Source organism: Archangium gephyra, from assembly GCF_042230915.1.
GTDB classification, from domain to species: domain Bacteria; phylum Myxococcota; class Myxococcia; order Myxococcales; family Myxococcaceae; genus Archangium; species Archangium gephyra_B.
The window spans coordinates 3,932,588-3,952,721 of the sequence record NZ_CP102578.1 but is presented as its reverse complement, the minus strand read 5'-3'; the positions used below and the strand labels follow the sequence as shown (position 1 = coordinate 3,952,721).

At 70.1% G+C, this 20,134-nt stretch carries 18 protein-coding genes and 1 pseudogene; 8 read left to right on the top strand and 11 right to left on the bottom strand.

The window, feature by feature from the left end; genetic code table 11:
• Positions 1 to 25 precede the first annotated feature (25 nt).
• Both NR798_RS15955 and NR798_RS15950 read right to left on the bottom strand, forming a co-directional pair.
• A complete protein-coding gene (locus tag NR798_RS15955; RefSeq protein WP_375773774.1) occupies positions 26 to 904 on the bottom strand; it encodes a DUF4846 domain-containing protein in 879 nt (292 codons plus the stop codon).
• 50 nt (positions 905 to 954) lie between these two features.
• On the bottom strand, positions 955 to 2,508 hold the full coding sequence (locus NR798_RS15950; RefSeq protein WP_375772327.1) for a hypothetical protein: 1,554 nt from the start codon (positions 2,506 to 2,508) through the stop codon (positions 955 to 957).
• A gap of 444 nt (positions 2,509 to 2,952) precedes the next feature.
• Between NR798_RS15950 and NR798_RS15945 the strand changes: the two genes are divergently transcribed.
• Positions 2,953 to 3,294, top strand: coding sequence for an SPW repeat protein (locus NR798_RS15945; protein ID WP_375772326.1), 342 nt, complete (start codon positions 2,953 to 2,955; stop codon positions 3,292 to 3,294).
• Positions 3,295 to 3,345: 51 nt separating this feature from the next.
• Here the strand turns inward: NR798_RS15945 and NR798_RS15940 are convergent, their stop codons facing one another.
• From NR798_RS15940 to fni, 5 genes are all read right to left on the bottom strand, one after another.
• Positions 3,346 to 4,425: a mevalonate kinase gene (locus tag NR798_RS15940; RefSeq protein ID WP_375772325.1), complete on the bottom strand. Its 1,080-nt coding sequence runs from the start codon at positions 4,423 to 4,425 to the stop codon at positions 3,346 to 3,348.
• Positions 4,425 to 5,417: a diphosphomevalonate decarboxylase gene (gene mvaD, locus NR798_RS15935; RefSeq protein ID WP_047856571.1), complete on the bottom strand. Its 993-nt coding sequence runs from the start codon at positions 5,415 to 5,417 to the stop codon at positions 4,425 to 4,427. The genes NR798_RS15940 and mvaD overlap by 1 nt, the downstream gene beginning before the upstream one ends.
• Complete coding sequence (gene mvk, locus NR798_RS15930; RefSeq protein WP_375772324.1) at positions 5,414 to 6,367, bottom strand: mevalonate kinase; 954 nt, start codon at positions 6,365 to 6,367, stop codon at positions 5,414 to 5,416. Before mvk ends, mvaD begins: the two co-directional genes overlap by 4 nt.
• 69 nt (positions 6,368 to 6,436) lie before the next feature.
• Positions 6,437 to 7,765: a hydroxymethylglutaryl-CoA reductase, degradative gene (locus NR798_RS15925; RefSeq protein WP_375772323.1), complete on the bottom strand. Its 1,329-nt coding sequence runs from the start codon at positions 7,763 to 7,765 to the stop codon at positions 6,437 to 6,439.
• Between the two features lie 49 nt (positions 7,766 to 7,814).
• On the bottom strand, positions 7,815 to 8,870 hold the full coding sequence (gene fni, locus NR798_RS15920; RefSeq protein WP_375772322.1) for a type 2 isopentenyl-diphosphate Delta-isomerase: 1,056 nt from the start codon (positions 8,868 to 8,870) through the stop codon (positions 7,815 to 7,817).
• 179 nt (positions 8,871 to 9,049) lie between these two features.
• Between fni and NR798_RS15915 the strand changes: the two genes are divergently transcribed.
• Positions 9,050 to 9,460, top strand: a complete 411-nt coding sequence (locus NR798_RS15915; RefSeq protein ID WP_375772321.1) for a hypothetical protein — start codon at positions 9,050 to 9,052, stop codon at positions 9,458 to 9,460.
• A 95-nt stretch (positions 9,461 to 9,555) separates the two neighbouring features.
• Complete coding sequence (locus tag NR798_RS15910) at positions 9,556 to 10,515, top strand: zinc metalloprotease HtpX (RefSeq protein WP_375772320.1); 960 nt, start codon at positions 9,556 to 9,558, stop codon at positions 10,513 to 10,515.
• 9 nt (positions 10,516 to 10,524) lie between these two features.
• Here NR798_RS15910 and NR798_RS15905 read toward each other — a convergent pair whose 3' ends face one another.
• Positions 10,525 to 11,409, bottom strand: a complete 885-nt coding sequence (locus tag NR798_RS15905; RefSeq protein WP_375772319.1) for a 2-oxo acid dehydrogenase subunit E2 — start codon at positions 11,407 to 11,409, stop codon at positions 10,525 to 10,527.
• A gap of 281 nt (positions 11,410 to 11,690) precedes the next feature.
• On the opposite strand from NR798_RS15905, the gene NR798_RS15900 reads away from it, so the two are divergent.
• On the top strand, positions 11,691 to 12,746 hold the full coding sequence (locus NR798_RS15900) for a cell envelope biogenesis protein TolA (RefSeq protein WP_375773773.1): 1,056 nt from the start codon (positions 11,691 to 11,693) through the stop codon (positions 12,744 to 12,746).
• Between the two features lie 130 nt (positions 12,747 to 12,876).
• Here NR798_RS15900 and NR798_RS15895 read toward each other — a convergent pair whose 3' ends face one another.
• Together NR798_RS15895 and NR798_RS15890 are read right to left on the bottom strand one after the other, a co-directional pair.
• Complete coding sequence (locus NR798_RS15895) at positions 12,877 to 13,131, bottom strand: Kelch repeat-containing protein (RefSeq protein ID WP_375773772.1); 255 nt, start codon at positions 13,129 to 13,131, stop codon at positions 12,877 to 12,879.
• Between the two features lie 681 nt (positions 13,132 to 13,812).
• Positions 13,813 to 13,998: pseudogene (locus NR798_RS15890) on the bottom strand (kelch repeat-containing protein); the annotation flags it as partial.
• Positions 13,999 to 14,563: 565 nt separating this feature from the next.
• Here NR798_RS15890 and NR798_RS15885 point away from each other — a divergent pair.
• Both NR798_RS15885 and NR798_RS15880 read left to right on the top strand, forming a co-directional pair.
• Positions 14,564 to 16,105 carry an ATP-binding protein gene (locus NR798_RS15885; RefSeq protein WP_375772318.1) on the top strand — a complete coding sequence of 514 codons (1,542 nt, stop codon included), beginning with the start codon at positions 14,564 to 14,566 and terminating at the stop codon, positions 16,103 to 16,105.
• Positions 16,102 to 17,397, top strand: a complete 1,296-nt coding sequence (locus NR798_RS15880) for a M16 family metallopeptidase (protein ID WP_375772317.1) — start codon at positions 16,102 to 16,104, stop codon at positions 17,395 to 17,397. The genes NR798_RS15885 and NR798_RS15880 overlap by 4 nt, the downstream gene beginning before the upstream one ends.
• Before the next feature lie 12 nt (positions 17,398 to 17,409).
• Here the strand turns inward: NR798_RS15880 and NR798_RS15875 are convergent, their stop codons facing one another.
• Positions 17,410 to 18,630, bottom strand: a complete 1,221-nt coding sequence (locus tag NR798_RS15875) for an ATP-binding protein (RefSeq protein ID WP_375772316.1) — start codon at positions 18,628 to 18,630, stop codon at positions 17,410 to 17,412.
• A gap of 135 nt (positions 18,631 to 18,765) precedes the next feature.
• On the opposite strand from NR798_RS15875, the gene NR798_RS15870 reads away from it, so the two are divergent.
• Positions 18,766 to 19,233 (top strand): nuclear transport factor 2 family protein, encoded by a 468-nt coding sequence (locus NR798_RS15870; protein ID WP_375772315.1) that lies wholly within the window; start codon positions 18,766 to 18,768, stop codon positions 19,231 to 19,233.
• Positions 19,234 to 19,291: 58 nt separating this feature from the next.
• The gene (locus NR798_RS15865) at positions 19,292 to 20,068 is read left to right on the top strand and encodes a hypothetical protein (protein WP_375772314.1); all 777 of its coding nucleotides are present in this window, start codon (positions 19,292 to 19,294) and stop codon (positions 20,066 to 20,068) included.
• Positions 20,069 to 20,134: the final 66 nt, after the last annotated feature.

Genomic DNA, 20,134 nt, shown 5'->3' with positions numbered 1-20,134 from the left:
CTCGCCCGCGGAGCATGCGCGCGGGCTAGGGCACCTGGAACCGTCGGAGCGAGGACCAGGGGAAGGGCTTCCAGAAGGGCGTCGCCACCTCGTCACCCTCCAGCGAGAACCAGGGGCCGTCCTCGGCCGGGGACAGCACGTGGAAGTCCTGCGCCGGGATGAAGCCCTGGCCGAGCAGTGCCACACGCTGGCCCTCGGCGTTGCGCGCCACGTCCAGCACCAACACGGCATGCCCCGGGCTGCCCCCCAGCACGAAGAAGTCACCCGGCCGCACGTCCGCGCGCTTGGGACGCTGCCGCTCGGCGGCCAGGGACAGCGTGCCCGCGTAGGTGAAGACCAGGTCCAGGTACGCGCGGAACGAGGCCCGCGAGCCATCCACCGGCCCGCTCTTCACCCACGACACGTTGGAGCCGGACACCCGGGCGCGCTCTCCCGCCGCGTAACGCGTCCAGGAGGCCAGGTGCCCGCTGGTGAAGCGGTAGGCGATGCGCTCCTTCTGGCCCCGGGACCATTGCCACTCGGCATGGAGGCGGATGATGGAATCCGCGCACTGCTGGAGGTTGGCCGAGCCCACATCCAGCTCGGCCACCGCCGCGAGGGCGGCATGGTCGCCGGGCAGGATGTCCGCCCCTCCGAAGTCCTGCACCGGGGTGCCCGGGGGACGCAGCGGAAGGCCGCGCAACCACGCCCCGAAGGACCCGTCCTCGACCGCCACACGCGAGTAGCCGGACGGAGGCGGAATGGCCTCGGCGAGCGGACGGATGGAGCGCTCGGCGGAGAGCCACGGGTAGCGGGCCCGCTCCTCCTTCGAGGGCGGACGAGGCGCGGGGGAACCCGCCACCGCCCCTCCCGGACATCCCAGGAGGGCGGCGAGCGATACGAGCAGCAACAGGTGGTGGGACATGTTCCTCATGATCTACCTCCCAGACTCCGGCGCCCCACCCGCCTTGGAACTCAGGGGCAGGCGGTCGGAACGAAAGCCCCGTCGTAGGTCCCGACGCAAGTGTACTTGCCCATGGTGGGGTCGGTGGTCCGCTGCGTCACGGGACCACTGAGCTGCGACTGGCCGATGCGCACGTCGAAGTACCGCTGGCGGTAGACGCTGGCGGACGTGCCCGAGATGACGGAGTTGTGGACGGTGATGGTGCGGACCACGCCGTAGGTGGCGAAATCCGTAAAGGAGCTGAGTCCTTCATTGGCCTCCGTCGCGCCGCTGGCGGACAGGACACTGTTGCGCACGGTGCCGTTCCCCTCGCCCACGAAGAAACCCGTGCTGCGAGCTCCGCCCGCGCCAATGGCCTCCACATTGACGAGCGACGCGTCGCCATCGGTGTACACGCCCCAGTTGTCGGTGGCGCCGGTGGCCTTGGACGTCACGTTGCGCAGGTAGACGGTACCAGTGGCCACGTAGACACCGACGCTCTGCGCGCCGCCCTGGGCTTCGGCCTGGGACTCGATGAGACTGACCGAGCAGGAATAGCAGCGGAAGGCGCTGGGGTAGCTGCTGCCGCTGCCGTACGCGAAGGCGCGCACATTCTCGAAAGTACCTTGCGCGGTACTGAGGACGATGGCCCATGACCGATCGGAGCCATTCCGGGCGATGGCGACGAGGTCGTGGAAGTCGAAGTCCGTCACCACGCTGTAGAGGGCATAGGCCCGAGTGCCGCCGCCGATGTTCTCCACGGTCAGCGAGCTCAGCACCGCGCCCGAGGCCCCCACCACGGTCCCCTGCGTGGCGGTAGAGGAGCGCAGGGTGGTGAGCTTTTCACCGGAGCCCTCGAGATGGATGCCCGGCTTGAGGACGAGCGGCGTGGCCCCGAGGTCGTAGACACCCGGCTCCACCTTGACCCGCCACGTCTTGCCATCGGTGATGCCGTCGATGGCGGCGCGCAGCGCGGCTCCACTCTCCGCATCGGTGGCACCGGGGCTGACCACCTTCGTGCGCACGTACATCACGCCCGGAGGGCCCATGGGGCCGGTGTCGCCCTTGTCGCCCTTCGCCCCCGGGGCGCCGGTAGCCCCCATGTCACCCTTGTCGCCCTTCGCGCCCGCGCCGCCCGTGTCACCCTTCGCCCCCGTGTCGCCCTTATCGCCCGTGTCACCCTTCGCGCCCGGAGCGCCGGTAGCACCCGTGTCACCCTTATCGCCCTTCACGCCCTGGATGCCCTTGCAGACGTAGCGGGTGTGCGAGGCCTCCACCTCCGCACCGTCGAGTGTGCCGTTGCGGTTGGCATCGCGGCCGACCTGCATCCGGGTACCACCCGCCTCGCAGTTGGAGCCCGGCAGCTCATCCGACGTCGCCACCAGCGTGCTCAGCCCATCCAGGCCCATGGCGCCCGTGTCGCCCTTGTCACCCTTCAGTCCCTGGGTGCCATTGCAGATGTAGCGGGTGAGCGTGGAGTCGATCTCCGCGTCATCGAGCGTGCCATTGCGATTGGCATCGGCACCCACCACGAACCGCACACCGCCCGTGGCGCAGAGGGTCCCCGGAGCTTCGGCCGCGGTCACCACCAGCGTCCGAAGGCCCTCGGCCCCCGGAGCGCCCGCGGTGCCAGGCTGACCCGGCGTGCCGGCCTGACCCGCGGGACCCTGGGGACCCTGAGGCCCGGTCTCTCCCTGGGGACCTGGACTGCTGCTGCACGCGGACAGGAAGGCGACGGCGACGGTACGAAGAACGAAGGATCTCGAAACCAAAATGGCACTCCGAATACAGGGGATGTGCCTGCTTAGCCGGAGCGGCCAAACCAAGGAAGGCCCCCCTCCCGGCCACTCCGCGTGCCCTCTTCCGCAGCGGAACCAGTCAGCAGGGCAGCCGCTCGTCACACAGCCTCGCGAGGAAGCAGCTCCTCACGGACGCAGCCTCGCTCCCCTCCCATGGCCCATGACCTGCCTTGCGGGCCCTGCGGAGCACGCCCCACCTTGTCTGGAACCCCCCGTTGCAAGGAGGCCCCCATGAGGGCTCGCTGGCCGAACCTCCTGCTGTCACTCTGGCTCATCATCGCGCCGCTCATCCTCGGCTTCGACTCGCCGCAGGCACGGGCCAACACCGTCACCGTGGGCCTCTGCCTCTTCCTCTTCGTGCTGGTGGCCGACTCCATCCCGGCCGTCCGGTTCGTCGACACCGCGCTCGGCCTGTGGCTCGCCGCCTCGCCATTCGCGCTCGGCTACAACGACCAGCTGGTCCCCACCGCGCACAACATCATCGTGGGGCTCGCCGTGGCGGTCCTGTCGCTCGCGCCGGTCAGACGGGCCGGGCAGCTCAGGCTCCGCCCGAACCGCGAAGTGCACGCCTAGGAAAGACCCTCACCCTGGCCCTCTCCCAAAGGGAGAGGGGACGTCCCCGGCTCACCGCAGGGCGTCGAGCCACGAGCGCAGCCGCGCGTCCGGCTGGGCCTCGCCACGCACGCCGGGCTCCACGTCGAGCTCCAGCGTGTGGAAGCCCCGCGCGCGGATGCCCTCCAGCAGCGCGGCCCGCTTCTCCGCGTCCGGGGCGAACAGGATGCACCCGTCCCCGCCTCCGGCGCCGGACTGCTTGCCCACGCACCCGTAGGCCAAGGCCATCGCCAGCACCCGGTGCATCGGCTCGGTCTCCAGCGGGCCCAGCTCCTGGAGCAGCGCGTGCTGATCGCGCACGGCCTCGGAGAAGGCGCGGAAGTCCCCGCCCCCGAGGCCCACTTCAATCTCGTGCCCCAGCGCGTCCGAGCGCTCCACGAAGGCCCGCCGCCCCGCCTCGCCCATCTTCGCCTCCACCTGCGAGATGAGCACGCGCGTCGAGGCGCTCTCCCCCGTGAAGGCATAGCCCAGGGACAGCTTGGGCACCGGCATGCGCCACACGTCCACCGTGGGAGCCGCATCCAGCGCCGCGCGGTAGCCGCCCGCGCTCGACGCCTCGATGAGCGCCGACACCTCGTAGCGCCGGTAGCGCACCACGCCGCCCGCGTAGCTCGCGGCCACGTCGCCGCCGCTGCCCTTCCCGCCCTGCGCCGCCGCGTGCGAGACGAGCGCCACCTTCAGCGCGTCGAACTTCTCCTCGAGCACGAAGCGCACCGCGTCCGCGGCCAGCACCGTGGCGCACGCGCTGCCGCCCATGCCCAGCTTGCGCCCGTTGGCATCCACCGCCGACGGCGACACCGCCAGGTCGAAGCCCACCGACTCACGCCCGTGCAGCCGCAGCGCCTCGTCCAGCGTGCGCGCCACGAAGGAGAAGCCTGGCGGCACCTCGCGCTCCCACTTCACGCCCCGGGGCGTCGTCCGCCCCGCCAGCGTCCCCTCCTCCACGCACACGTGCACCTGGCTGTCCGAGCGCCGGCGCACCAGCGCGGCCGTCCGCGGGCCCACCGCCGCCACGCGCGACACGCCGCCCCACAGCACGGCGTACTCGCCAGCCACGAACAGCTTCCCAGGGGCCGAGAGCGCGCGCTCCATCAGAAGAGGTGCTCCGCCAGCAGCGTCGCGTCACCGCCCGGCACGCACCGCACCACCTCGGTGGCCCCGCACGCCATGGCCGCCGCCTCCGCCGCCAGCTCGTGCGCCGCGTCCGTCAGGATGCAGGGGTTGGGCCCCGCGTCCAGGGTGAACCACACCGGCACGCCCTTCTTCCGCTGCTCGCGCAGGGAGTGGATCAGCTCCAGCGTCTTGGGCATCAGGTAGCAGAGGGGCGGATCCGCCGCGAGCGACGTGGCGTGCATCCTCCACGCGTTGCGCTCGCACATCTCGCCCAGGGCCTGCAGGTCCTTCTTCGCGAGGAACTCGCGGGCGCGCACCACCTCGGCCTCGGCGTCCTTCACCCAGGCCGGGTAGTAAGGGCTCGTCTCCACGGCGTTCTTCATGCCGTCGCGCGACTTCACTTCCTTCTCGTCGCGGCTGACGATGGCCACCACCATGCGCAGCTCCGGCCAGTGCTTCTCGTCGAAGCGCTGCACCGCGTAGCTGTCCGTGCCGTCCGGGCGCTCGCCGCGCATCCACTCGCAGAAGCCGCCCTGCACGCTGCGGCACGCCGAGCCACTGCCCAGCCGGGCCAGCATGCTCGCCGCCTGGGGGTCCGCCGGCAGCCCCGCCGCCGCGCGTGCCGCCACCGCCAGCGCCGCGAAGCCCGCCGCGCTGCTCGCCAGGCCCGCCGACGCCGGGAAGTCCCCGCGCGACACCATCTTCGCCGGGCCGAGCTTCGCGCCCTTCGCCTCGGCGCGCACCGTGTCCAGTACGCGCAGCACGCGGTCGCGCTCGCTGCCCTTGGCCACGTAGCCGTTGAGCTCCACCTCGTCCGCCGAGCCGACGCCGAAAGCCACCGTCGTGCGCACGGACAGCGGGGACAGCGTCATGGAGAGGCTCGACTGGTGGGGGAGGATGAGCGCGTCATCCCGCTTCCCCCAGTACTTCACCAGCGCGAGGTTGGGGTGTGCCCGGACGGTGGCCTTCATGCCGCCCCCCGGGTGCCCTCGGCGCGCGGGCCCGCGAGTTGGCTGTCGAAGCACCGGATGCCGAGCCGCGTCAGCTCGTGCACCACCGGCCCCGTATCCTGGAAGAGGCCGATGACGGCGCCACCGTCTCCGCCAGCTCCCGTCAGCTTGGCGCCCAGCGCGCCCATGTTGCGCAGCCGGTGCACCATGTCATCCAGGCCCGGCGAGGACAGGCCCAGCGCCGCGAGCAGGCCGTGGTTGACGTTCATCACGTCCCCCAGCGCCTCCAGGTCGCCCTCCTCCACCGCCTCGGCGCCCTCGGAGGCCAGCAGGCCAATCTCCCGGAAGATGCGCTGGTAGCGCTCGGACCAGCGCTTCTGGCGCTCGCGCAGCGCGCCCACCGTCTGCTTCGTCGGGCTGCGCGCGCCGGCCATCACCACCACCAGCTTCACCGCCTTGGGGCTCTCCACCACCTTGGCCCGGCCCTGCTCCGCGCCCGGCTTGCGGCGGTAGAGGATGAGCTGCTCCATGGCGCTCGTCGTGTGGTCCACCCCCGACGGCGTTCCGTGGAACTCCTGCTCCATCTCCCACGCCACGGCCGCCACCTCGGAGGCCGTGCCCTTGCGCCCCGCCGCCTGCAGCAGCACGCGCGAGCACGCCACCGACAGCGCTCCGGAGCTGCCCAGGCCCATGGACAGAGGCAGGTCCGTGTCGAACGACACCTTCACCCCGGGCTCGCCGCACGCCGCCATCGCACGGGCGAAGGCCGCCTTCAGCACCTTGCGCTGCTCGGGCATGAGGGCATCCGGAATGACGAGCTGGCACTTGTTCGCCGGCTCGCCCTTGGCCGTCACGCCGCGCGACAGCGGGCCCGCGAGCGCCGGGTAGCCGTACACCACGCTGTGCTCGCCCAGGAGGATGACCTTGCCCGCGCCGAAGCCGGTCAAGGAGGAAGTGTCGTTCGTGTCCATGATGTCCTGTCATGGCCGGGGCGGGAGGAAGACCCCTCGCCCCAGCCCTCTCCCCGTGGGAGAGGATGGTTACCCGTCGGTGCCGGTGGCCGCGCGGAAGTCCGTCTCCGACAGCGAGTCGATGATCTCCCGAGCCTTCTCCACCTTCACGTGTCCCGCCGTCACCAGCAGCTCGGCGATCTTCTCCACCCAGTCGCCGCGCGCGCCCGCCGTCACCGCCACGCACCGCGCGTGCATCGCCATGTGGCCCTTCTGGATGCCCACCGAGCCCAGCGCGCGCACCGCCGCGAAGTTCTGCGCCAGTCCCACCGCCGCGAAGACCATGGACAGCTCGCGCGCCGACTCCACGCGCAGGATCTTCATCGCCACCTGCACGCCCGGGTGGATCTTGATGGGACCGCCCACCATGCCCAGCGCCATGGGCAGCTCGATGCGGCCCACCAGGTGCCCGTCATCCACGTGCCACGTCGACAGCGGCCGGTACTGCCCATCCCGGCAGGCGAAGGCGTGCGCGCCCGCCTCGATGGCGCGCCAGTCCTGGCCCGCGGCGATGGCCGCCGAGTCGATGCCGTTCATGATGCCTTTATTGTGCGTCGCCGCCCGGTAGGGATCCGCCAGCGCGAACCGGCTCGCCTGGTAGATGCCCTCGGCGATGCTCTCGCCCGGCATGTCGAAGTCCGCCAGCAGCTCCACCGGAATGCGGCACATGGCGCGCGCCAGCCGCCGGTCCGCCAGGTTGGAGAGGATGCGCAGGAACACCTTGCCGCCGGTGAGCTGCTCGAGCAGCGGCGCCACGCCCTCGGCCATGGTGTTGATGAGGTTGGCCCCCATGGCCTCCTGCGTGTCGATGATCAGGTGGACCACGAGCAGCGGCTCGCCCCGCGGACCCTCGGGGGCCGGCAGCACGCGCACGTCGATGTCCTTGCAGCCACCGCCGCGCTTCACCATGGACGGATGGAAGCTGTTGGCCAGCGCGAGGATGGCCTCCTTGGCCGCGACGATGCGCTTGGTCGCCTCGGTCGGATCCCCGTACCGGGTGAGCTGCACCTGGCCGATCATGATCGGATCATCGGCCTCGGCGCTGAAGCCACCGGCCTCGCGGACGATCTTCGAGGCGAACGACACCGCCGCCACCACGGACGGCTCCTCGACCGCCATGGGCACCAGGTAGTCGCGGCCGTTGATCTGCAGGTTCAGCCCCAGCCCGAGCGGCAGGGAGAACGTGCCCACGGCGTTCTCGATCATCTTGTTCGCCAGACCCGGCTGCAGGGCGCTGATGCCCTGGAGCTGCGCCAGGTCCATCTCGTCCAGGCCCAGCATCTGGGAGAGCTTCTCGTGGCGCTCGACCATCGACAGCTTGTGGAAGCCAGACAACCGGGACGTCAGCGATTCAGACATTCGTCGTTTCTCCACTACGGAAGGCGATTCGGAGCCGCGGGAATAATCCCTACAGTGCCGCGAGCCAGTCCTTCAACTCCCCCACGATGATGCGGGGTCTCTGGCGCAGCTCCGCGCAGTTCCTGCTACCCGTGAGCACGAGTGCCTGTCGCAGGCTGGCGAGGATGGTGGCGAGTGCCTGCTCGGCCCCTGCCAATCCGCCCTGCTGCTGCGCGCGGAACAGGGGCAGCGCCATGCCGGCCACGTCCGCGCCGAGGGCGAGCACCTTCGCCACGTCCAGTCCTGTGCGCAGTCCGCCGGAGGCCACCAGCCGGGCGTCCGGGCCCACGGCCCTCCGCACGGTGGCGATGGCCGCTCCCGTGGGGATGCCCCAGCTGGAGAACTCGGCGCCCACCTGGGCCTGCACGCCCGTGGCGCGCAGCTGCTCCACCCGCACCCACGAGGTGCCACCCAGTCCGGAGACATCCAGGTTGCGCACGCCCAGCTCCACCAGCCGGCGCGCCACCTCGGGACCGATGCCGCACCCCGTCTCCTTCACCAGCAGGCGCGAGCCGAAGGCGCGGACCAGCCCCTCCACCACCTTGTAGCCGCCGCGGAAGTCGCGATCGCCCTCGGGCTGGGTGAGCTCCTGGCCGGCGTTGAGGTGCAGCGCCATGCCGTCGGCGCCAATGGCGTCCGCCAGCCGCCGCACGCCGTCCACGCCCAGCCCCACCGCCTGGTACAGGCCGATGTTGCCCAGCAGCGGCACCGTGGGCGCCACCTGCCGCACCTGGAACGACTCCCCTGCCTGGGGGTTCTCCGCCATGGCGCGCTGACTGCCCACGCCAAAGGCCAACCCGTGCCGCTCGGCCAGCAGTGCCATGTCCCGGTTCACCACCCCGGCCCGCTCCGTGCCACCGGTCATGCCGGTGATCAGCAGCGGATGGCGCAGCTTCTTGCCGAGGAACTCCGTGGAGAGATCCACCTCCTCCACGGCCATCTCCGGCATCGCGCAGTGCACCAGCCGCACGCACTCCAGCAGCGTGGTGTTCTGTGCCGGCTCGACGTCCCCGGTCGCGCACAGGTCGAGGTGGGCGTCCTTGCGCTTCGCCGTCGCCTCATCCATGACGTCCCGCCTGCCCTCTTTAAGAACCATGTGCTTGGAAAATTACAAAACCGTCGAGAGTGTCCGTTATCCTTGATTCCCTAGCAAGTAGGGCAGGCAGGCGCAAGCCACGGCTGTTGCCCGAGCCTGGACGGGGAGTGCGGGTGGACGGGTGGGAGGGCGGACGGTATGAGGGCGGCGTGAGTACTCCCGCGCCCAAGGTGGTCATCTTCCTGCACAGCGGAGACTACGATCGGGTGCACCAGGGGCTGTCCATCGCGGCGGCGGCGGTGGCGTCGGGCCGGCGCGCGGAAGTGTACCTCTTCTGGTGGGCGCTGGAGCGCTTCCTCCAGGGCCGGTTGGACGAGCCGGACTTCCAGCCCCCGCGCGAGGACGTGGCGGACCGCTTCGAGACGCGCCGCATTCCCACGCTGCGCCAGTTGCTGGAGCACGTGCGCGAGTCCGGACTGGGCACGGTGCAGGGGTGTACGGGCTCGCTGGGGGCGCTGGGGGCCGAGTCCCAGGCGGACAAGGGGCCCATCGATGGCTGGGTGGGCTGGAGCGCCATCCTCCAGCGGACCGCGGGCGTGGTGGACCGCTTCTACCTCTAGCCTCCGCCAGCGTTGCCCGCGCGTTTGACGCGTCCCTCCGCCTGCTTACGTTGAGCCCGTTACCCGAGAGGGGAAAGGAAAGGCAAGGCAACGTCATGAGCGCTGGCGGGATGTATGGATCGTCGATGCCCCAGGGGGGTGTGCGCGGAAGCGGCTGGGGCCACCGGCTGAGCAACGCGCTGAAGACGACGGTGCTGCTGGCGGGACTCACGGCGCTGATGTTGTTCGTCGGCGAGCGCCTGGGGGGCCCGCGGGGGCTCGCCGTCGCGGGCTTCTTCGTCGTGGTGATGAACTTCGGCTCGTACTGGTTCAGCGATCGCATCGCCCTGGCCATGCACGGGGCGCAGCCGCTGGAGTACGCCGAGGCGCCCTGGCTGCACCAGATGGTGGAGCGGCTGGCGGCGCGCGCGGGCATGCCCAAGCCGAAGCTGTACCTGCTGCCCACCCGGACGCCCAACGCGTTCGCCACGGGCCGCAACCCGGAGCATGCCGCGGTGGCGGTGACGGCGGGCATCGTGGACATCCTCAATCAGCGGGAGCTCGAGGGCGTGCTGGCGCACGAGCTGGCGCACGTGAAGAACCGAGACACGCTGATTGGCACGGTGGCGGCCACGCTGGCGGGCGTCATCAGCTACGCGGCGCAGATGCTCTTCTGGTTCGGCGGCTCGCTGCTCAGCCGGGATGACAACGAGGAGGGAGGCCTGGGCCACGCGCTGGGCAACCTGGGCGTGCTGCTGGTGGCGCCCATCGCCGCCACGCTGCTGCAGCTCGCGGTGAGCCGCTCGCGCGAGTACGGCGCGGACGCGACGGGGGCGGAGCTGTGTGGAGATCCGGATGCGCTGGCGGATGCGCTGCTGAAGCTGGAGCGGGGCGCGGAGCTGATGCCCTACGACCGGGCGCCGGCCACCTCGCACCTCTTCATCGTCAATCCGCTCTCCGGCGGTGCGATCATGCACCTCTTCTCCACCCACCCGCCCATCCCCGAGCGGGTGCGCCGGCTGCGTGAGATGGCGGGGCCCCGGAGCGCGCGCGGCTGGAGCAGCGCCTGGGCGTAGGGGGAGAGGCTACCCCGCGGCCGACACCGGCGGCTTCACGTCCGCCGGCAGCGCGGGGGCCACCTCGTCGAGCTTGTCGAAGTGCTCGAAGGGGTTCTCCAGCATCTCGCGGAAGGTGTTGGCGAGGATGCTGGCGTGGAAGCCGTCGATGAAGCGGTGATCGAACGAGGCGTTCACGTTCATCAGCTTGCCGGGCACCACCTTGCCGTTCTCCACCACGGGGGCGTCCTTGATGGCGCCCGGGGCGATGAAGATGGGCACGCGCGTGTAGGGCACCAGCGGCACGTACGCCGTGTCCAGCCCCAGCGAGCCCACGTTGGTGATGATGGCCGAGCCGAACGCGTCCCGGGGCATGCCCGCCCACGTCATGTCCCAGTTCAGCGTGTACATGAAGAAGGAGATGAGCCAGGTGAAGAAGTTGAGGAAGGCGTAGGGCATCTTGTGGATGGTGCCCTTGCCCTTCTCCAGCATCTCGTCCTTGCGCTGGCGGACCTTCTGCACCGCGGCCTCCAGCTCGGCGGCGATCTCCCGGAGGGACTTCTGCTCCGCGTCGTCGATCTTCGCCGAGGTGAGGTCCACCTTGCCGCCGTCCGTCTGCACCACGAGGGTGGAGATGGTGATGCGCTTGCGCAGGTAGATGCGGTTGTAGCGCAGGATGGCGTTGGCGTCGGGGCAGCGGCGCAGCGCCTCGGCCATGGCCTTGGCCAGCAGGTGGGTGACGGTGAGCCGGATGCCCGTCTTCTGACGGAACTCCTCAATGTAGGCCAGCGCCTTGTCCATGCGCAGCGTCATCGTCCCGTACACGGTCGGGTCATACGCCGTCTTCCAGCTGCCGATGGCCAGCTTGCGGAAACTGGAAACGTTCTCCTTGGGAATGAGCTCCAGGTGCGCCATGACTCGATGTTCCTCCAGAACGGTGCTCCAGCCCCCCAGCTTTACGTTTTTCCTGGTCCCGGAGAAAGCCCCCCTGCCCTGCGCGCCACCACCCGGGCCTTCCAGGCACCCCAGCACCCTGGCTCCTAACTTGAGCAGCGGACCCCGGCCCCGCTGGAGGGAAGGAGCGGGGCGGGGCCTGCTTCATCGCCTGGCGGGCGGGCGACGAGACCTATTGACGCCGCGCCGCCTGACGCTAGGCTGCGCCGCTTTTTGCATCATCCCCGGAGGTCACCCCCGTGTTGGAAGTTCTGCTCGTCGTCGTGTCGGTGCTCTTCCTCGCCACGCTCGCGTACGTGTTCTTCGGCCAGAAGCAGGCCGCGACGCTCCCCTCGTCGTCCTCGCCCACGGCGCGGGCCGAGCTGGAGTCGGACACCAAGGCGCGCGCGAAGCTGGAGGCGGAGCTGGATCGCAGGCGCAAGGAGGCCGATGAACAGCGTGCGCAGCTGCAGGAGGTGAAGGAGCAGCTCAAGCAGGCCAAGCGCAAGCTCTACGAGCAGAAGGAGTCGGAGAAGGGGGAGAAGGATCTGGCGCGGGCCCGCGCCGACGTGGAGCGCAACGCCTCCCTGCAGCTCGAGGTGGTCCGGGGTGAGCTGGCCCAGGCCGAGGCGGAGATCTCCCGGCTGAAGTCCGAGATGGAGATGGGCAAGGGAGGCCGCCGTGGTGGCGCTCCCGCCGCCGCGCCCGCTCCGGTGGCCACGCCGGCGCCGCAGCAGCTGTCCGCCCCGGCGCAGCCGGAGGAGCGGGTGGTGAGCACGGCCACGACGGTGGTGCCCGCCGCCGCCGCCGAGGCCGCCGCGGACAAGGGGCAGCGCCGTTACCGGGAGCTGAACGACGCGGACCGCGAGAAGATGGAGCGGCTGGAGCAGACGGCGAACAAGGAGCGCAGCCGGGCGGCCGAGCTGGAGCGCGAGGTGAAGCGCATCAAGGGCCGGGCCGACTCGCAGCAGCGCATCTTCTCCGCCAGCAAGAACGAGCTGGAGCTGGTGAAGGACAAGTACAAGGCGCTGGAGAAGCGGCTGAACCGCACGCTGCTGGAGCGGGATCTGCTGCGCCGGGCCATCAAGGACCTGGAGAAGAAGACGGGCATGCTGGCCGAGCGCACGGAGCTGACGCCGGACGAGATGGCGGCGAGCGACCGGAAGGTGGAGGAGGCCGCGCAGGTCCGGGCCACGGCGGAGGCGGCGCAGCAGCAGGCGGTGGCGGCGGCGGCGAGCGAGCCGGCCAGCGCGACGGGCGAGCAGCCCGCGAAGAGCGAGTCCCCGCAGGACGAGAAGCCCTCCACGCCGAACGCCTGAGCCGCACCCGCAGCACCCCCACCAACAGTCCCCCCAATATCCCCCAACATCCCCTCTCCCCCTGGGAGAGGGACGGGGTGAGGGTATCGGGGGCCCCGGGTTGATCCCCCGGGCCCCCACCGTAGGCCCGTCAGTCCAGCGGAGCCGGCGTGTAGATGACGAGGTCGTCCAGCGTCGTGCGCTGGAAGCCATTGTCGTCCAGGCCGCCCGCGATGAGCACCGAGCCATCCTGCAGCACCGTGCACGAGTGCTGTTGACGCTGACGCTCCAGGGGCTTCAACCCGAGCAGCGCGGGCGCGGCGCCGTCCTTGCCGGGAACGAGCAGCTCCACGTGCGAGTCGCTCACGAAGCTGCCCGCAGAGTAGCGCAACCCACCCAGCGTCATCACGCGGCCATCGGGCAGCGCCACCGCGCACAGCCCGCTCCGGGCGAACACCTGGGGCCCCGCGCTCACCTGTGCCGCCGTGCCCGGAGACACGAGCTCCGAGGAGGCCAGGAAGCGCGCCTCCTCGACGTGGCCGGGCGAGTCATACCCTCCCGCGTACATCAACTGCTCGGGCCCGCCGAACGGCACGAGCGCCGCATCACGCCGAGGCTCGCGCAGCCGCGCGCCCTCGCCCACCGGGACGAAGGAGCCGCCCTCATAGGAGAAGAACAGCACCTCGGGCCGCAGCGACGTCCCGTCCGAGCCGCCCACCACGGCGATGCGCCGGCCGTCCTGCACCGGCATCGCCGCCATGCCCACGCGGGGCACCGGCGTGCTCACGGAGAACACCTGGCCCGTCGCGGGATCATAACCCTCGGCCTCCGCCACCACCGCGCCGCCCGCACCGACTCCGCCGACGAGCAGCACCCGCCCCCCCGAGTCCACCGCCGCCGCGTGCTGGCTGCGCGCCGCCTTCAACTCCACCGCCGTGGACGTCCCCTGGGCCACGTCGAGCACCTGGGCACTGCGCACGGGCAACGCGCCCTCCACCGACTCCACCTCGCCACCCGCCAGCAGCACCTTGCCGCCCGGCAGCCGCGTCGCGGTGTGGAACGCCCGCTGCGTCTCCAACGACGGCACCCGCGCCACCGTGCCCGTCACCGGATCGAAGAGCTCCGCCGAGGCCACCGTGGTATCGGCGCCGCCCGAACTGGACTGGAAACCTCCGGCCAGCAGCACCCGGCCGTCCTCGAGCAGCGTCGCGGTGTGCGCCGCGCGAGGCTCGGCGAGCGACACACACGTGCCCTGGGTGGTCCCCGGCCGCATGTACGCATCCACCGGGCGGAGGGCGACACGGACCGTCGGGCGCGCGGCTCCGGCCGACTCCGGGACCTCGAAGGACTGGGAGCGGCCCAGGGCCACCACGCGGCCCCCCGAGCGGGGCAGATCCGTATAGCCGCGCACCTCCAGCACGCGCCCCTTGCCGGGCGGGACGGTCGGCAGCTCCGCCGTGCCCTGCTCCACCGGGACATAGCGCTCCACGGGCTCCATCTCCGGGCCGGTGACGCGGAAGCGCAGGTAGCGGGCGCCCTGCAGCACGGGGGAGACACGGCAGAGGTCGGTGAAGAGCTTCGCCTCGTAGCGGGCCTCCCCGGAGCCGCAGCCGCTCAGGAGCCCCAGCGCCGTCACCCAGGCCTTCCAACCCGGCGACCGCACCCTGCCCTGTCCCCTGCCCCGGCCGGCGGACGAGGTCCACCCGTTGATACTCCGCCTCATGGTGTTCCCCTTTTGCGGTCTCAGGTCCTGGCGCGGGCTAAAGATGGCTTGCGCTCGGGCCGTCGTGAGCGTAGCGATGGCCTCTGTCCGGGGTCAACGCGGCCCCTGTCCCTGAATGAAGCTCTCGCTCGCCACCCGCATCTTCCTCGGCTACGCGGTGGTGCTCGTCACCTTCGGCGCGGTGTCGCTCTTCAGCGTGGCCGAGCTGCACCGCAACCGGCTGGAGATCCGCCTGGTGAGCCAGGGCTACCTGCAGCTGTCGCAAGACGCGGCGGCGCTCGAGTCCTTCCACACCAACCAGGAGAAGGACACCGAGCGCCTGCTCGAGGAGGGCAGCGTGGAGACGCGGCGGGCCCTCATCCGGCTGGCCCGGCTGTATTTCCCCTCGCTCATGACGGAGCGGCTGCAGGCGGCGAAGGCGAGGGCCCACGAGGTGCGCACCCTGGCTCCCCTGGGCGAGGTGCACTTCGTCCAGGATCTGGAGTCGCGCCTCGGAGAGCTGGCCAACCGCTACCAGTCCTACGGGCGGGCGGCGGAGGCCGTCTTCGCGGTGCTCGCCCACGAGAAGCCCGCCGCGGACGAGGTGTCGCGCGCCACCGCCGAGCTGCGCCAGCAGGAGTCCTCCATCGGCCGGGACATCCGCTTCCTGCGCGCCGCGCTGAGCAACCGCATCCGCGAGCGCGTGGACGGGGCCGAGGATCGCGAGCGGCGCACGGGCCTGGCCATCATCACCCTGTCCGTGCTGGCCATCGGCGTGGGCCTCGGAGCCACGGCCTGGTCGGCCCGCACCCTGCGCCCGGTGCGCACCCTCATCGAGGGCGTGTCGCGCATCGGCCGCGGCGACTACAGCGCCCAGCTGGGCGTGCGCGGCGACGACGAGGTGGCGGTGCTCGCCCGCGAGTTCGACGCCATGGCCCGCTCGCTCCAGGCGCGCGAGGCCCAGCTCAAGGCGCAGGCCGAGGCCCTCATGCGCGCCGAGCAGCTGGCCGCCGTGGGCCGCATCTCCGCCCAGGTGGCCCACGAGGTGCGCAATCCCCTGTCCTCCATCGGCCTCAACGTGGAGCTGATGCAGGACGCCTTCGAGCGCGCCACCTTCGAGTCCCCGACGGATGCCCGCGAGGCACGCGAGCTGCTCGCCGCCGTCACCCGCGAGGTGGACCGGCTCACCGAGGTGACGGAGCAGTACCTGCGCATGGCCCGCCCGCCCCGGCCCAGCCTGGAGCCCACCGACGTCACCGAGGTGCTGGCCAGCGTGCTGGACTTCTCCCGCGAGGAGCTGGAGCGCGCCCACGTGGAGGTGGTGAGCGAGCCCGCCGCGCAGCCGCCCCAGGCCCTGGCCGACGAGGGCCAGCTGCGCCAGGTGTTCCTCAACCTGCTGCGCAACGCCCGCGAGGCCATGCCCGACGGCGGCCGGCTCACCATCGCCACGCGCGTGAACGAGCGCGACGTGGAGGTCGCCATCCAGGACACCGGGCGCGGCATGACCGACTCCGTGCGCTCGCGCATCTTCGAACCCTTCTTCACCACCAAGGAAGACGGCACGGGGCTGGGCCTCGCCGTCTGCCAGCAGATCCTCAAGGCCCATGGCGGCTCGCTCGGGTGCCAGAGCGAGCCCGGCCAGGGCACCACCTTCTCCGTCAGGCTTCCCCGCGCATGAGCTTCAGCTACCACCGCGATGTCCTGCCCAACGGGCTGCGCGTCGTCACCGTCGAGACCCCGCACCTGCACACCGCCCTGCTCGCGGTGTACGTGCGCACCGGCAGCCGCCACGAGACGGCTGCCAACAACGGCGTCAGCCATTTCCTCGAGCACCTCTTCTTCCGCGGCAGCGAGGGCTGGCCGGACACCGTGAAGATGAACTCCGCCGTGGAGGAGGTGGGCGGCAACCTCAACGGCGTCACCACGCGCGACCACGGCTACTACTACACCCCCCTGCACCCGGCGCATCTGGGCGTGGGCCTCGAGGTGCTCGGGGACATGCTCACCCGCCCCAAGCTCACCGACATGGAGGTGGAGCGCAACATCATCCTCGAGGAGATGCTCGACGAGGTGGACGAGAAGGGCCGGGACATCGACATCGACAACCTGTCCAAGCGCGTGCTCTTCCCGGACCACCCGCTGGCCTTCAAGATCGCCGGCACCAAGGAGTCCGTCTCGCTCCTGTCCCACGAGCAGATCCGCGAGCACTTCGCGCGCCACTACGTCACCGGCAACATGGTGGTGACGGCCGCGGGCCGGGTGAAGCACGACGAGGTGCTCGCGCTGGTGGAGCGCCACTTCGCGCGGCTGTCCCGTGGCCCCGAGAGCATCGATCTGCCGCCGCCGCCCACGCCCGCCGGGCCGCACCTGCACGTCGTCACCCACGACGAGTCCCAGACGGAGTTCCGCATCAGCTTCCGCACCGTCCCCGAGCACCACGACGACTGGCCCGCCCTGCAACTGCTGCGGCGCTTCCTGGATGACGGACTGTCCTCGCGGCTGCCCTTCGAGATCGTGGAGAAGCGCGGGCTCGCGTACTCGGTGCACGCGTCGCTGGAGGCCTTCCACGACGCGGGCATCTTCGAGATCGAGGCCGCATGCGCGCCGGACCGGGCGTCGCTGGTGGTGGCGGAGGTGTTCCGGGTGCTGGGCGAGCTGAGCACCACGCCGGTGGGCGAGGAGGAGCTGGCGCGCGCCCGGCGGCGGCACCGGATGCTGCTGGAGTTCTCGCAGGACTCGCCGGGCGAGCTGGCCGGGTGGTTCGGCGGGACGGAGCTGTTCCGCCGGCCCGAGTCCTTCGGCCGCAGAGCGGACCTGGTGGACGCCGCCACGGCGGAGCATGTGCGCGACGTGGCCCGGCGCTACTTCGCCCGGGAGAACCTCACCGTGGTGGCCGTGGGCCAGCGCAAGGGCATCAAGGCCCTCGAGAAGGTCGTCGACACCGCCGAGGGGCTGCCCTCCTCGAAGTGAGGGGGGCGAGGCCTACCCAGCGAGCGCGTAGTTCTCCAGGAGTTCCAGATTGCTGCGCACGGCGGGCTCGACGTTCCTCACGTAGATGGGCGTGCGCAACGCCCACGCGAGCCGCAGGGGCTCGAAGAGCAGGGAGTGCAGGTAGCTCTGCGTGAGAATCCTCAGGCCACTGAAGTCGAGCACGATGGGCTCACGCCGGAGGATGCGCGGCGTGATTTCGTTCTGGGCGAGCTGGATCGCAGCGGGGGTGTTCTCCGCCTGCTTCTGGATCTCGAAAACAGTGGCCTCGGACGGGGCGGGATCGAACCGGACCCAACGATGAATGGCGCGTTGGGGTGTTCGCTGCTTTGCCCGCTCTTTGATGGTTTCAATGAGCGCGGGGTAGTCGACCACGCCCCCGACAGGTAGCTCGAATCCAACGAGCGTTCCGGGGAAACCGATGCCACGGGGCTCTATGAAGCGTAGGCTGTGGTTTCCCTCCTCATCGACCCATCCCGATAGCAGAAGAGTGGCTCCCCGGGTCGCAATGAGCAATGTGCCACCCGTCAGCTTAGCCATCTCTGCGATGAAGAAGAGGCCCATGCCAGCGTTCTGTTGGGTGCCCGTAAGCCCCTCCTCGAAAGTTCCCGAGATATGAGGCCAGAGCGATTTCTCAAGTGCCGCTTCGGGGTCCGACAGGTTGGGATGCAAGGAGCGCAAGCTGGCCGGAATGCCAATCCCTACGTCGGCTACTGCGAGTTGCAGCATCGACCGGCCCCCCTCCTCCCAAAGGTCGGCACTCACAACACCACCTCCCGGAGAATGGCTGTGTTGGACCACGTTCCGGAGGAGTTCCACGATCACGTACCGGAGAGTGAGCCGTGTATCCTCCAGGCTCGTATCGGGGATGAGGGCTCTCGAAATGTCGTTCGCGAAGGGCTCGATCTTCTCAAAGTTGTCGACCCGCTGCGGACGGAAGCGAGCGGGCTCCCATTTTCTGCCAGCTGGAAAAAGTCGTGCACGCGCCTCCGGATTCTTCCCAATCGCAATCTGCTCGACCAGCTTGAGCGCACGTCTAGGAATCGCGCCAGCCCTCTGGTCGAGCACGCTCGCAGCCACAATGGCCGAACGTACCCACGTGCGCGCAAGAGACAGCAACTCGAGTTGCTCCGGTTCCGGGCCTGTTCCACTCAGCCACTGCAGGAGTGGAGCAGGATCTTCGAGGGACAGGGGAAGCGGGCTCTCCGGCGACATGGCACAACCATGTCGACCCAGCGGAGCCAAGTCAACGCAAGTGACGCCGCTTGGGTAACCGGCTCGACACGAGCCAGTACGCCCTCCGGGTGAGCGCCCCTGGGTCCACCTAAGAGACCGGTATCTTCGGTGGCCATGAGAACCTACGCCCGACTCGCGCTCCTCGCCGTCCTCTGCCTGTGCACCGCCTGCGGACTTCGTTCCACCCGGCAAGTGGACTCCTCGAACACGGCCGATGAGGCCCAGTTGCTCCAGCTCGAGAAGGACATGTTCACCGCCATCCGCACCCGGGATCGCCAGATGCTCGAGCGCATCCTGGATGAGACCTTCGAGCTCCGCGTCCCGGGCAGTCCCCCGGTGGAGCGTGCCGGGTTCATCACCGCCATCCTGGCCATCCCAGGCACCATCCTGTCAGTCGAGTCCGATGACCTGGAAGTCCGCACCTACGGCGACGTCGGGGTCCTCATCGGCCGGCAGCGCGCCCGGGTCCAGATGGAGGACGGCGCCACGGTAACCGACGTGGGCGCCTTCACCGACATCGCCATCAAGCGCGGAGGGCAGTGGCGGATGGTGCTCGCCCACAGTGTCACCCTGCCCCAGTAACCCCACTCCGTCTCACTGTTTCCCTAGAATCCGGGAATAAGTAGTTGACACCTGAATCATGATTCATGAACGCTCCCCGGCGGTGCCGTCCCAGGAGGACGGCATGCCCCGGAGGAGCACCATGGAGCTGAAGCGGCTGTCGAGCGCAGTGCGTTGTCTGTCCGTACTCGTCGTTGGGTTCGCCGCGGCTTCCGCCAGCGCGCAGACGTGCCGGGATGCGGTGGTGCTGGTGCACGGCAACACCTCCTACCCCTCGGACTACAACAACACCTACAACACGCTGATCTCCCGCGGGTATGCCGCCGCGGACATCTTCCGTCCCAGCTGGGGCTCCAAGACGTGCGCCGCCTGTAACGACCACTCCGGCTCGGAGGAGACGCCCGTGCGCGACGCCATCAACCAGGCCCTCGCCCGCTCCTGCACCGGGAAGATCGACGTCATCGGCCACTCCATGGGCGTGACGCTCGCCATCAAGCAGATCCTCGACCTGGGCGTGCAGAGCCGCGTGGATGCCTTCGTGGGCATCGCCGCCGGCTACCGCGGCCTGTGGACCTGCGGCACCTACCCCTTCAACGTGGTCACCTCCACCTGCGGCTACTGGGGCCTGTCCGTGAAGAGCCCCTTCCTCACCGGCATCTACGGCAAGCGCATGGCCACCCGCATCTACTCCCTCAAGAGCAACTCGGATGAGATCGTCTGCGCCACCGGCGTGTGCACCGTGGACGGCGTCCACTCCAGCCAGCTCACCAACGAGAACGCCAGCTACACCCTCAGTGAGAGCCACTTCGGCCTGGTCCGCAACACCGCCACCCGGCAGGCGGACCTGATCCAGTAACCCCCCCGCCTGGAAGGGGGGAGTCCTACCCTGGAACACAACTCCGGGAACCAAATCTCCGGAGAT

What these genes read in the sequence shown, in the direction of transcription:
- NR798_RS15955 (WP_375773774.1), bottom strand. Translation starts at nt 904, where the DNA reads ATGTCCCACCACCTGTTGCTGCTCGTATCGCTCGCCGCCCTCCTGGGA.
- NR798_RS15945 (WP_375772326.1), top strand. Translation starts at nt 2,953, where the DNA reads ATGAGGGCTCGCTGGCCGAACCTCCTGCTGTCACTCTGGCTCATCATC.
- NR798_RS15940 (WP_375772325.1), bottom strand. Translation starts at nt 4,425, where the DNA reads ATGGAGCGCGCGCTCTCGGCCCCTGGGAAGCTGTTCGTGGCTGGCGAG.
- mvaD (WP_047856571.1), bottom strand. Translation starts at nt 5,417, where the DNA reads ATGAAGGCCACCGTCCGGGCACACCCCAACCTCGCGCTGGTGAAGTAC.
- mvk (WP_375772324.1), bottom strand. Translation starts at nt 6,367, where the DNA reads ATGGACACGAACGACACTTCCTCCTTGACCGGCTTCGGCGCGGGCAAG.
- NR798_RS15925 (WP_375772323.1), bottom strand. Translation starts at nt 7,765, where the DNA reads ATGTCTGAATCGCTGACGTCCCGGTTGTCTGGCTTCCACAAGCTGTCG.
- fni (WP_375772322.1), bottom strand. Translation starts at nt 8,870, where the DNA reads ATGGATGAGGCGACGGCGAAGCGCAAGGACGCCCACCTCGACCTGTGC.
- NR798_RS15910 (WP_375772320.1), top strand. Translation starts at nt 9,556, where the DNA reads ATGAGCGCTGGCGGGATGTATGGATCGTCGATGCCCCAGGGGGGTGTG.
- NR798_RS15905 (WP_375772319.1), bottom strand. Translation starts at nt 11,409, where the DNA reads ATGGCGCACCTGGAGCTCATTCCCAAGGAGAACGTTTCCAGTTTCCGC.
- NR798_RS15895 (WP_375773772.1), bottom strand. Translation starts at nt 13,131, where the DNA reads ATGACGCTGGGTGGGTTGCGCTACTCTGCGGGCAGCTTCGTGAGCGAC.
- NR798_RS15885 (WP_375772318.1), top strand. Translation starts at nt 14,564, where the DNA reads ATGAAGCTCTCGCTCGCCACCCGCATCTTCCTCGGCTACGCGGTGGTG.
- NR798_RS15880 (WP_375772317.1), top strand. Translation starts at nt 16,102, where the DNA reads ATGAGCTTCAGCTACCACCGCGATGTCCTGCCCAACGGGCTGCGCGTC.
- NR798_RS15875 (WP_375772316.1), bottom strand. Translation starts at nt 18,630, where the DNA reads ATGTCGCCGGAGAGCCCGCTTCCCCTGTCCCTCGAAGATCCTGCTCCA.
- NR798_RS15870 (WP_375772315.1), top strand. Translation starts at nt 18,766, where the DNA reads ATGAGAACCTACGCCCGACTCGCGCTCCTCGCCGTCCTCTGCCTGTGC.
- NR798_RS15865 (WP_375772314.1), top strand. Translation starts at nt 19,292, where the DNA reads ATGATTCATGAACGCTCCCCGGCGGTGCCGTCCCAGGAGGACGGCATG.